The organism is Vibrio tubiashii, assembly GCF_028551255.1.
GTDB classification, from domain to species: Bacteria; Pseudomonadota; Gammaproteobacteria; order Enterobacterales; family Vibrionaceae; genus Vibrio; species Vibrio tubiashii_B.
Map to the genome: position 1 here is coordinate 1,076,465 of NZ_CP117030.1, position 11,649 is coordinate 1,088,113.

Annotated in this window: 7 protein-coding genes; 3 read left to right on the plus strand and 4 right to left on the minus strand. The window is 45.6% G+C overall.

Going from position 1 to position 11,649, the window contains the following annotated elements:
- Positions 1-50 precede the first annotated feature (50 nt).
- The 3 genes from LYZ37_RS20315 to LYZ37_RS20325 all read right to left on the minus strand — a co-directional run bounded on the left by LYZ37_RS20315 (position 51) and on the right by LYZ37_RS20325 (position 3,599).
- Positions 51-1,697, minus strand: coding sequence for a methyl-accepting chemotaxis protein (locus tag LYZ37_RS20315; RefSeq protein ID WP_272787356.1), 1,647 nt, complete (start codon positions 1,695-1,697; stop codon positions 51-53).
- Positions 1,698-1,880: 183 nt separating this feature from the next.
- A complete protein-coding gene (locus LYZ37_RS20320) occupies positions 1,881-2,837 on the minus strand; it encodes an electron transfer flavoprotein subunit alpha/FixB family protein (RefSeq protein WP_272787357.1) in 957 nt (318 codons plus the stop codon).
- Between the two features lie 9 nt (positions 2,838-2,846).
- On the minus strand, positions 2,847-3,599 hold the full coding sequence (locus LYZ37_RS20325; protein WP_272787358.1) for an electron transfer flavoprotein subunit beta/FixA family protein: 753 nt from the start codon (positions 3,597-3,599) through the stop codon (positions 2,847-2,849).
- A 111-nt stretch (positions 3,600-3,710) separates the two neighbouring features.
- Here LYZ37_RS20325 and LYZ37_RS20330 point away from each other — a divergent pair, with 111 nt between their 5' ends.
- Positions 3,711-5,369 (plus strand): electron transfer flavoprotein-ubiquinone oxidoreductase, encoded by a 1,659-nt coding sequence (locus tag LYZ37_RS20330; protein WP_272787359.1) that lies wholly within the window; start codon positions 3,711-3,713, stop codon positions 5,367-5,369.
- Here LYZ37_RS20330 and LYZ37_RS20335 read toward each other — a convergent pair.
- Positions 5,362-7,926, minus strand: coding sequence for a DUF294 nucleotidyltransferase-like domain-containing protein (locus LYZ37_RS20335; RefSeq protein ID WP_272787360.1), 2,565 nt, complete (start codon positions 7,924-7,926; stop codon positions 5,362-5,364). The genes LYZ37_RS20330 and LYZ37_RS20335 overlap by 8 nt on opposite strands.
- Positions 7,927-8,291: 365 nt before the next feature.
- Between LYZ37_RS20335 and LYZ37_RS20340 the strand changes: the two genes are divergently transcribed.
- Positions 8,292-9,752, plus strand: coding sequence for a DUF3360 family protein (locus LYZ37_RS20340; protein WP_004743081.1), 1,461 nt, complete (start codon positions 8,292-8,294; stop codon positions 9,750-9,752).
- 270 nt (positions 9,753-10,022) lie between these two features.
- A complete protein-coding gene (locus LYZ37_RS20345) occupies positions 10,023-11,627 on the plus strand; it encodes a BCCT family transporter (RefSeq protein WP_272787361.1) in 1,605 nt (534 codons plus the stop codon).
- The last annotated feature ends 22 nt before the right edge of the window (positions 11,628-11,649 follow it).

The window sequence follows — 11,649 nt, forward strand, 5'->3', positions numbered from 1 at the left end:
AGCTATAAAATTAAAGGGAGCACGCCTTGTGCTCCCTTTTCGCTTTCATATTAGAGTTTAAAGTTACCCACCAGCGTGTCAAGCTGCCCAGAGAGCTGTTTTAAATGACTACTGCTAGAGTTGAGTTGCTGAGCCACATTCGCTGTCTCTTCAGTGAGCAAGTTAATGTCTTCAACATTGCGGTTAATCTCTCCAACCACGCTAGACTGCTCTTCTGTCGCTGTCGCCACTTGGATATTCTGATCGCTAATATGCGAGATATGCGCACTGATCTGTTTTAGCGACGAGTTAGCTTCGGCTGCTTTATCCACCACAATTGCGCTTTGGTCTCGCCCATTACTCATCGCACTAACCGCTTTGGTCGACTCTTCTTGGAGGCGATTTATCACACCTTGAATTTCTTCGGTTGAATCAGCAGATAGGCTGGCTAGCTTACGCACTTCATCAGCAACAACGGCAAACCCTCTTCCTTGCTCGCCTGCTCGCGCTGCTTCAATGGCCGCATTGAGTGCCAGTAAGTTGGTTTGCTCAGATATACCTCGAATGGTATCCAAAATTGAACTGATGTCTTCAACTTGCACGGCTAACGACTCAACAACGTCTGTTGCTTGCTCTAGATCTTGTCTTAAGCTATCAATTTGCGTTGAGGCACCATCAACCACTTCACCACCACTTTGGGCCTGTTCGGTCGCTTGTTTCGCGACTTGCGCGGCTTGCGATGCATTTGAGGCGACTTCTTCTACGGTCGCACCTAGCTGATGAATCGCCGTCGCAACCTGAGTCGTTCTGTCACGCTGTGAGGTACAATGCCCTTGTGTCAGTGCTGCGTGGTCTGACACTTGTTGAGCCGTTGTGGCGAGCTCTTGGGAATTCATCGCCACATTTTGAATAGACTCATGCACACGGCTTATGAAGTCATTAAAGCTCCCAGCGATACCAGCTAGTTCATCTTTGCCCTTCAAATCAATACGTGTATCCAATGACATCTCTTGCGCTGCCGTAGACATAGATGACTGAAGGTAAGCAACACGTTTTTTTAGACTGGATATGATAATGACCGAGAAAGCACCCGAAATTAGAACGCCCAATCCGATAATCAAGAACAATCGATTCTGACCAGACTCGTAACTTGCGTTGCTAACTTTGAACTGAGTTTCGGCCTGAACCAAAAGAGCATCTAGGATCCTATTAGCATGCTTACGTAATACACCATAAGTTTTCGCGTACTTCGATTTGTAGATTTGACGCGCGGTCTCCATATCGCCATTCTCAAACGCAGCCAACATAGGGTTTAACTCTTGACTCACCATGCGTTCAAACTCTTTGAGTAGCGCTTCCACTTCAGCTTTCTGTTCAGGAATCACCTGCGCTTCAACCGCATACTGAATGGCTTGACGCATTTCAGGGATATCTTCTAAGCGCGTTTCTTTAACGCGAGTCAACACACCCTTCTCATCACGCAGCGAGCTATCTTGAAGTAGCATCATGTCGATTCCGACGCGCATACGCGGAATTCGAGAAGCAACCTCTGCCATGGCGCGCATCGGGGAAGAGGTATTGGAATAGAGCTTTTCAGACTGATTTTGAATCCCTTGCATACTGTTAAGGCTAGCAATTCCCACTAACCCTAATGCCAAACATGGCAAAATGACCGCCAAAATTAGGCGGGTTTGTAGAGTGAATCTCTCGGCAAACATCGTACTTCCTTTTTAACTTGCTTATTGTTATTTTTGCAACTTATTAAGAAGATGTTATCGATAGATTAAAAGCGGTAACAGTAATCTTTATGTTTTAAAGTACCGCTTATATTCTTTATGCACTTTATGAACTAAACAATTAAGTTATCAGTGTTTTACCTGTATTATCCGCACGCCGGAACACTAAACTGATTCAATTAGCTCTGGAAGAATCTCAAACAGATCTCCCACTAGCCCGTAATCTGCTATCTCGAAAATAGCGGCATCGGGGTCACTGTTAATCGCGACAATGACTTTCGAATCCTTCATACCTGCTAAGTGCTGAATTGCCCCAGATATTCCCACCGCGATATACAAGTTTGGTGCAACAATCTTACCCGTTTGCCCTACCTGTAGATCGTTAGTAACGAATCCTGCATCAACCGCCGCTCGTGAAGCGCCAATTGCACCACCGAGTTTATCGGCCAACTTTTCAACTAAGGCGAAATTCTCTTTACTGCCCAACCCTCGGCCACCAGAGATCACCACGTTTGCGCTAGACAATTCAGGTCGGTCACACTGCGCGCTTTCTCGGCTTACCAATTGAGTACCTTGGCTAGCGATATGAGTATCAAGGGTTACTAGTTGAGCTGAACCACCATCATCCAATGGCATTTTATCGAAAGCCGTTGAGCGTATCGTCATCACTTTTATCACGTCTTCTGAGCGTACTCTGGCTAATGCGTTACCCGCATAGATAGGACGTACTACCGTATCAACGCTTTCTATTGCCATCACGTCTGACAGCATTTCAACATCGAGCAGCGCGGCCACTCTTGGTAAGACGTCTTTACCGAAAGTATTGGCTGGCGCTAATACGTGGCTGTATTCAACGCCTACTTGCTTGACGACTTCAGCAAGGTTCTCTGCAAGCATATCTTCGTAGCATGCGTTATCAGCGACAAGGACGCGTTCTAGCAAGGACGACTGCTTAATCAACTGGGCAACATTGTCACAGTGACAGCCCACAACCAGAGCATCGACCGAACCGCTCCCTGCTGAATCAATGATCGATTTTGCCGCCGATAACGTGGATAAAAAATCTGCGCTCGGGGTCTGGTTATCGTGCTGTGCTAACACTAAGACTTTGATTTCACTCATTGCTATCCCCTATTCAATCACTTTCGCTTCATTTTTAAGTTTGTCGACAAGCTCAGTAACACTAGCGACCATAACGCCTGCTTTTCGCTTCGGTGGTGCAAAGACTTGCAGCGTCTGCTGCGAAGATTTAATCTCGATTCCAAGAGACTCCGCCTCGACGACATCTAATGGTTTTTTCTTCGCTTTCATAATATTAGGCAGTGACGCATATCTCGGCTCATTTAATCTCAGGTCGGTACTTACAACAGCAGGTAACGATATTTGTAGTGTCTCTAAGCCACCATCAATCTCTCGCGTCACAATCGCTTTATCACTTTCAATCTGTATGTTCGACGCGAATGTTGCCTGAGGACAGGTCATAAGCGCGGCCAACATTTGCGCGACCTGATTGTTGTCATTATCGATCGATTGCTTACCCAACAGTATCAGTTGTGCCTCCTCTTGCAGCGCAATAGCTTTAAGTAGTTTGGCGACGACAAGTGGTTGGCACGTTTTTTCGGTATCAAGGTGAATCGCTCTATCTGCCCCAAGAGCCAGCGCGCTTCTGAGCTGCTCCTGACACACAGCCGAACCAATTGAAACCACGACGACTTCACTCGCAGCACCACTTTCTTTAAGTCGAATCGCTTCTTCAACGGCTATTTCGCAAAATGGATTAATGGTCATTTTTACGTTGTCTGTCTCAACACCAGACTCGTCGGCCTTTATCCTAACTTTTGTATACGGGTCAATTACACGCTTAATCGCTACCAATACTTTCATTACTCTCTCCAAGAACAATGTATGTAGTTTGAGCTTAGTAAAGTTTACGTTTACGTCAACTGTAACTATATTTAATGCAATCAACATTTTTAAAATGGAAGGTTGAACACAATGGAAAGAGAAAGCATGGATTTTGATGTAGTGATTGTCGGCGCGGGCCCTGCCGGGCTTTCAGCTGCATGTCGGCTTGCACAACTATCTCAGCAACAAGAGAAACCTCTTTCTATTTGCGTGGTAGAAAAAGGCCCCGAAGTTGGAGCGCACATACTCTCTGGGGCGGCGTTTGAAACATCGGCTCTCGATGAACTCTTCCCAGACTGGCGTGAACTAGGTGCACCAGTGACTACCCCCGTCTCGCAAGATGAGTTTCTGTATCTCACCACCGCGCAAAATCATGTCCAGATACCCGAGTTATTCACTCCACTCGCGATGAGAAACAGTAACCAGAATTACGTGATTAGCTTAAGTAAGCTGTGCCGCTGGTTAGCAGAGCAAGCTGAAAGCCTAGGCGTTGAGGTCTTTCCCGGCTTTCCCGCAAAAGAAGTCTGCTTTGACGACAATGGCGCCGTGACAGGCATTATCACTGTCGACATGGGCTTAGATAAAAATGGAGAGCAGAAAAACACCTTCCAAGCGGGCATACAACTCAACGCCAAACAAACCATCTTTGCTGAAGGCGCGCGAGGTAGTCTAGGGAAAAGCCTAATCAAACATTTCAACCTTGACCGTGATTGTCAGCCACAACACTACGCCTTGGGTATTAAAGAAGTTTGGACACTGCCTGAAGGTGATGAAAGATACAGTCCCGGTTTAGTGGTTCATTCTACTGGCTGGCCTTTGAGTGAGTCTGACTCGACGGGCGGAGGCTTTTTGTATCATCTTGAGGATAACCTGATTGCGGTAGGCTTGATCACTGACCTCAACTACCACAATCCTTACCTGAGCCCTTTTGATGAGTTCCAAAGGCTTAAACACCACCCACGTTTTGTCCACTTTCTGCAAGGAGCCGAAAGAATCGCTTATGGTGCTCGCGCCATTGCCAAAGGCGGCTTGCTCTCGCTTCCTAAGCAGCAATTTGCTGGTGGACTTTTAATTGGTTGCGACGCTGGCACGCTCAACTCGGCCAAAATCAAAGGTTGTCACACCGCAATGAAATCTGGGCTTCTGGCAGCACAAGCCGCATTTGACGCCATTGAAAAAGACCAAATGGAAGCGGATTACCAAGCGTTGTTCCTAGATTCTTGGCTATACCAAGAGCTCAACCAAACCCGTAATTTCCCCGGCACGATTCATAAATATGGCTCCCTATTAGGAGGGGCGCTGTCACTGTTGGAACAAAATGTCTGGCATAAACTAACCAACGGACAATCCAGTTGGGATATTAGCGACCAACAAGCTGACTATGTAGCGATGCATGAGTTATCTCGCTGTAAGCCTATCCACTACGCTAAACCTGATGGCGTTTTGAGTTTCGACAAAACCTCTTCCGTTTTCCTTTCGTCTACCTTTCATGAAGAGAACCAACCTTGCCACTTACTGCTCGCCGATCAGCAGCTGCCTGTGACTCATCATACAACCTTATTTGACGAACCCAGTCAGCGCTATTGCCCTGCTGGGGTGTATGAAATCATTGAAGTAGAAGGTCAGCGTAAGCTACAGATAAACGCAGCGAACTGTTTACACTGCAAAACCTGCGACATAAAAGATCCTTCGCAGAACATCACCTGGGTTCCCCCAGAAGGTGGCGGGCCTAACTACACCACTATGTAGCCAATCCAAAGTCATGCTTCACCTTTTGGTGAAACATTGAAATACGGCTGACGACATTTTTAAGGTTCTGTTGCTCTAACAGCGTTAAGTCATCGACCGTTAACATGTCATTGATTTGCCTTAAATCGCTGTATTCTATGATTTGATTCATAAAGCGGAGATGCCAGATATGATCGAAGATATACACCATTTCTCTATAGGTTTTGGCATCAATTTCTTGCGCAGCATGGAGCCCTTTTAACCTTTCAACCGTGTTACTTTCTCGGATGTCATGTTTGAGGGCGTAGAGACGACAAAAGATCTCCATTGGCCGTAGGCAATCTTTAAGGTTGATGGCTTCACGCCCTTCATGTTGCTCTGTAACCAGCATATTTTCATCGTTGAGAGGAATAGAATGCGCAAGGCAGTTTTGTGCGTATATGCTAAGAAACTCTGGTTGATTCGATAGTAGCTTCTGAATATGAGACTGAATCCCATCCGCTAATCGGGTATCACCATAGGTTGAGCGGATATCAAAGAATACGTTCAGTTCCAATATGCCGTCAGGAGTCGCTTGCTGAACCCACTGGTCAAAATTGCTTTGCCACTCCTTCTCGCTCAAACACCATTGATGGTTAGAGGCCATTATCAAGCCGTCGCAATAGCTGTAACCAGCCTGATTGAGCATGGCACAAACCTTTTCTGCTAAGTGAAGAAAATAGCGACGAGTGGCCTTTAGATCTTGCTCATCGGGGGTCTCGAATACAATCGCATTGTCCTGATCGGAAAATAGAGTCATGTCATGGCGAGCGTTGCTGCCAAACGATAAAAAAGAGAAAGGTACAGGCGGCTCCCCTATTTCTTGAATGGTCAGTTCGATAAAGCGACCAATCGCCGCATCGTAGGTACTGCCAATCAGCCTTCTTAAGTGATCGGGACGCGCACCTGCGGCAATCATCTCGCGAATCAAATCGGTCAATCGGTTGAGAGATTCAATAACATGGCTATGACTTTCTCCATGCTCAATGTCTAAAACGATACTTGCACTGGTTTTTTGATAGTCCGTACTTGGATTTACTGAACCAAAGCTCGCGCCATACACTTTGCGAACGATAGGACGAAAAGAGATAACATGGCCTAACTTCTCTGATAGGAAGATTCGAGAGGTACTTAAAATAATGTCTATCTCGCGACCGCTCTTTGTGACGATCTGAGCTTCAAACTCCGCAGGCTCTGTTTGGTGGCTAAATAACTCTAGTAAATGTTCTATGACGTTTTTGTTATGTGCCGCACTAGAGAATAGTTCCTGCCAAATCGTTTGAGACTTGAGTTCAGTATCTGTGTAGCCAAGTAGTTGATGAAGGCGAGAGTTAGAGAAAATAATCTTGCCATCTGCTTCTAAAATATATCCTTCATTGGAAGACTCAACCAATGCCTTATAGCGGTTCTTAGCCTCATTTAGAGCATGTTCAGCGCGTTTCTTTCTTCTCTCAATCACTTTTGATTGGGCGATAACGTAGAACAAAATCAGCGCCAAACCTAGAGTAATCAATACAAACACTCGATAAAGGGTGCTTTCTAGCTTATCAATCTCTTGCTGCACGTCCTGTAAATACACACCAGTCCCAACAACCCACTGCCACTCTTCTACCCCTTCAACATAAGTCATCTTTGGAGCAGTAATTGTCGCGTCGTCTTTCCATTGCCAAAGGTATTCTAAATACCCTTCATGAGAGCTCTTAACTAGATTGACTAACTCTACAAAAATTGGAAAGCGTGAATCATCATTCTCATAATAGTGAGTTAAATCTTTGTTGGTTAGATCATGGCGATAAGGATGCATGATCATTCTTGGATGCATATCAGTGATAAAGAAATAATCTTTATTTTCAGCGCCATACCTCATCGACTTAATGTCCATCGCCGCTTTAGACTGGGCTTCTTCCCGACTTAGCTTGCCGCTTCGCTCTAGTTTGATGTATCGGTCGACCACACTGACTGCCGTGGAAGTGAGCTCCTTGAGCATCAGCTGTTTCTGGTTGACCATGGAGTTTTCCACCAAGGGCAAGATCACATAGATAATCGCAGTCACAAACAAAATGATGGCAGTGATTGTCGGTAAAACAATACGTAAGCTAAATCGGCTTAATGTCGATTGATGATCAGTTTGCTGGGCACTTACCCCCGTGAAGTAATCTTCAAGCTCTCGCTCATCGAGTACATCACCAAGCTCATCTTGATGATTGACATCATGGTACTTGGCAGTGAATGAGCCATTCTCAAAGTCAGCTTTAGAAGGCAAATAACCGTGGTAATCGTCACGCACATGAGTTTCAAAAACATCTTTAATCTGCTGGCTTGTATATTTATCGCCAAACTCCTGAATGGCTTCAGAGAGCGCTTCTTTGCAATGGCGAAATCGTCGATGAGAATAAGGGTCGAACTCCAGCTCTCTGGCCATGGTTTCATGGTGACCTTCGCCATTGAAATCAAAAAAGCCGTCTATCCAACGATGAATATCTTCAGCACGTAGTCCATATAAGCGCTCTGTTCGATTCGCGTGTTCAGAAATTTTCATCGGATTTTAGTCATTTCCTTGCATATTGATAAATAAATCAAAAATGTGCGATACGTAGCATTTTTATTAAAACTCAATCAGCGTAACTATATCTTCGAAAATTTACTTAATCGAAATCAATAATTATCAAATACCCCTTTCTTAGTATGAGGCCAATGTTTTGACTCGATTTTTGACAAGGTGCCCAAGAGTTATCTTGTCGTCATCAACGAAGTGAGTTCATGTTTTTCCCACCTTTTCAAATAGATAAGGTTCTTGGTAGCGTCTGGGATGTCGTCTCGTACTGATCGAAGGTCAGTATACCAAGTGTAAGTGGAGAGCTAATTGACATGGTTCAACTTCGTCTCATAACAAAGGAAGACGAAATGTCTAACACTAGTAAAACCTTTTACAGGGATATGCGTAAAAAGGCGCATGAATTTGAGAGCCGAGAAGAGTTTCTCAACCATGATCTAAAGATCATGAGTTTTCGCCGCTGGGGTATTCACTTACCCTCACGTGATTACAGTATTGAAATAGAAGACTGGGTTCCAGCCCTAGCTGCGACCATAGGTAAAGTGGTAATGGTGACGGCAATGGTCGCTGCTTTTGCCGCTCAGTTTGGTTTATCACCTGAATTTGTTGCAGAAAACGTTCGTTACGAACTGCTCATTGCAGGTGCTCTGTTTGTTATCCTTTTTTCAGCCATTTTAAATCCAAACGCTAACCTAGCCGGGACTCATGGGCCAATGATCCCGTTGATACCGCTTATCGCTGCTGCGGGCGGGCATCCATTAGCGCTTGGCTTAATGGTCTGTGCCTTTGGTTTGATCCTTGCCTTTACTAAAGGGGGTTCCAAGCTCATGACCTTAACAGGGGTCGGTGTGCGAGGAGGCTTATTGATTTACCTAGGCGCGGTCGGTTTGATTGGTCAAATCAACAAAACTGAAGCTTGGGCTGCAAGTAGCGATCAGGGCTACATATCTTTTGCCGTTATCGGTGTGACTGTGATGGTTTATGCTTATCTCGCCAAAATCAATAAACGTTGGTTAGCCATCCCTCTATGTTCAGCGCTTGCAGGTATCGTAGCGTACGTTATGGGTGCTGATTTCTCGTTTACAACAGAACCTGGCCTCCCACACTTTAGTCCATTCTACTGGTGGGGCGAAGACACAGGTTGGCAATTAGGTTGGCCTAATCTAGAACACTTTATCGCGGTAACACCTTTTGCGCTGCTTGCCGTCGCTATGTGGTCACCTGACTACCTAGGCCACCGCGTATTCCAAGAGCTAAACTACCCGAAAGAGGCCAAAGGCGTCTTAATGGACGTTGACGATACTATGGTTGGCGCGTCAGTTCGCCAAGGTGTCGGCGCACTTTTAGGTGGTGGTAACTTAGCCTCATCGTGGGGGACTTACATGATTCCTGCGGCGATTGCTAAGCGCCCTATCCCGGGTGGTGCTTTGTTGACTGGCTTAATGTGTATCGCTGCGTCGGTTATCGGCTACCCGATGGACTTAGCGATGTGGGAGCCTGTTCTGCGCGTTGCACTTATTGTTGGTGTTTTCCTACCGCTACTTGAAGCGGGCATGCAGATGATTCACAAACATAAAGATTCACTCAGCGCTGGTATCTGTATCTTTGCTTGCGCGTTTGTGAACCCGGTCTTTGGCTGGGCGACAACCATGCTACTCGATAACATGGGGCTAATTGGCGACCACGAGCGTGCGAAGTCTTTATCACCAAAAGATAAGTACCTTATTCCGGGTCTAGCATTTATCATTTGCGTTGGCTCGCTCGCTTTTGTCGGTCAACTACCGGGTATCCCAGCTCTAATCGGTAATTAAGCTTAATTTTAGGTTTTGGGCAAAGTGCAATTATTCCGTACTTTGTCCTTTCCTTCCCGCTTAGGTGCCCCCTCTACTCTCTCCTCTCCTGAATGAACATCGAAAATGTGATAGAATCCGCATCTTGGGGATTACGCTAACTGCCGAAGTTGTTCTTTTTAAATGCAATTTTTGTCATCGTTTTGGTGATTAGAGCAAGCTAATCAAGTAGTAAAAAGATATGGAGTTGGTCTTTCTGCTCACGGACATGAGTAGATAAAATCATAATTTATGGATTATAAATCGAAAAAGTACAGTATTGATTCAACCGACTATCAAGTCGGCCAAGATAACATTAACAAATGGGGTATGGACGTTCACAACACAGTATTTACTGTCTCTGTTGGTCTATCTATCCTTTTCATCGTCACCTTGCTCGCACTTTCGCCAGCAGACGCTAAAGCCGCCATTGATTCCGTAAAAGGGGCGGTACTTTCAAACTTTGACTTCCTTTTCATGTGGGGAGCCAACCTGCTACTTCTATTCTCAGTTGTCATTGCGTTCTCACCTTTAGGTAAGATTCGTTTGGGCGGTGATAAAGCAACCGCCGATTATTCGACCTTGTCTTGGATTGCGATGCTGTTTGCAGCCGGCATGGGAATCGGACTTATTTTCTGGGGTGTGGCTGAACCTACCGCTTTCTATACCAACTGGTTTGGTACACCACTGAATGTTGACGCCTACACACCTGAAGGCCGCGAACTTGCGCTCGGTGCAACCGTATTCCACTGGGGTCTTCATGCTTGGGCAATATACGGTATGGCGGCACTGTGCCTAGCATACTTCGTTTATAACAAGGGCCTACCACTTTCGATGCGTTCAGTCTTTTACCCACTTTTAGGTGATAAAGTTTGGGGCAAGATTGGAGATGTAATCGACGTGATGACTGTTCTAGTCACCTTGTTTGGCCTTGCAACGTCACTAGGCTTAGGTGGCTCGCAAGCAGCGAGCGGGATCAGCCATGTGTTTGGTTTTGAAAACAGCTTATACCTTCAGCAATCAATCATTGTGTTGATCATGGGATTAGCGATCATTTCAGTATTACGCGGAATGGATGGCGGCGTGAAACTGCTAAGTAATCTGAACATGATCATTGCCTTTGTTTTCCTTGGGTTTATCGCGGTACTTAACTTCACTACGGTTCTGGATTCAACCTACACAGCGGTTGTTGGTTACGTGAAGAACATTATCCCACTCAGCCAGACTAGTGGTCGTGAAGACACAACATGGTTACATGGCTGGACTGTATTCTACTGGGCTTGGTGGGTTGCTTACGCGCCATTCTTCGGCATGTTCGTTGCGCGTATTTCTAAAGGACGCACAGTACGCGAGTTTCTTGTCTGCGTGATGATTATTCCTACCCTAGTAACAACAGCTTGGATGTCTGTATTTGGCGGCGTGGCGATTGATCAGATTATCAACCACGTTGGTCTACTTGGTATTGAACAAGGTATTTCAGATGTATCGTTAAGCTTGTTCTACATGCTTGATGCGTACTCATTGGGCAACGTGCTGTCGGTTCTCGCCGTCGCGCTGATTGTCGTCTTCTTTGTTACCACGCTAGACTCAGGCTCAATCGTAATCGATAGCATGACTGCGGGTGGTAAACTAGAAGTTCCACTAAAACAGAAAGTGGTGTGGGCACTTATTGCAGGTTCAATCGCTATGGTAATGCTGTGGATTGGCGGTACTCAATCCATTCAAGCACTGCAATCTATCACCATTATTGCTGCACTTCCGTTTACCATTATTTTAATTCTGGGTTGTATAAGCTTAATCAAAGGGCTTTTAACTGAAGTTGAGCAACCAAATTCCGCTATCAAAGCGAAAAGCTAAGTCTCAAGCTCTCCCGTAAATC

What these genes read in the sequence shown, in the direction of transcription:
- LYZ37_RS20330 (WP_272787359.1), top strand. Translation starts at nt 3,711, where the DNA reads ATGGAAAGAGAAAGCATGGATTTTGATGTAGTGATTGTCGGCGCGGGC.
- LYZ37_RS20315 (WP_272787356.1), bottom strand. Translation starts at nt 1,697, where the DNA reads ATGTTTGCCGAGAGATTCACTCTACAAACCCGCCTAATTTTGGCGGTC.
- LYZ37_RS20345 (WP_272787361.1), top strand. Translation starts at nt 10,023, where the DNA reads ATGGATTATAAATCGAAAAAGTACAGTATTGATTCAACCGACTATCAA.
- LYZ37_RS20320 (WP_272787357.1), bottom strand. Translation starts at nt 2,837, where the DNA reads ATGAGTGAAATCAAAGTCTTAGTGTTAGCACAGCACGATAACCAGACC.
- LYZ37_RS20325 (WP_272787358.1), bottom strand. Translation starts at nt 3,599, where the DNA reads ATGAAAGTATTGGTAGCGATTAAGCGTGTAATTGACCCGTATACAAAA.
- LYZ37_RS20340 (WP_004743081.1), top strand. Translation starts at nt 8,292, where the DNA reads ATGTCTAACACTAGTAAAACCTTTTACAGGGATATGCGTAAAAAGGCG.
- LYZ37_RS20335 (WP_272787360.1), bottom strand. Translation starts at nt 7,926, where the DNA reads ATGAAAATTTCTGAACACGCGAATCGAACAGAGCGCTTATATGGACTA.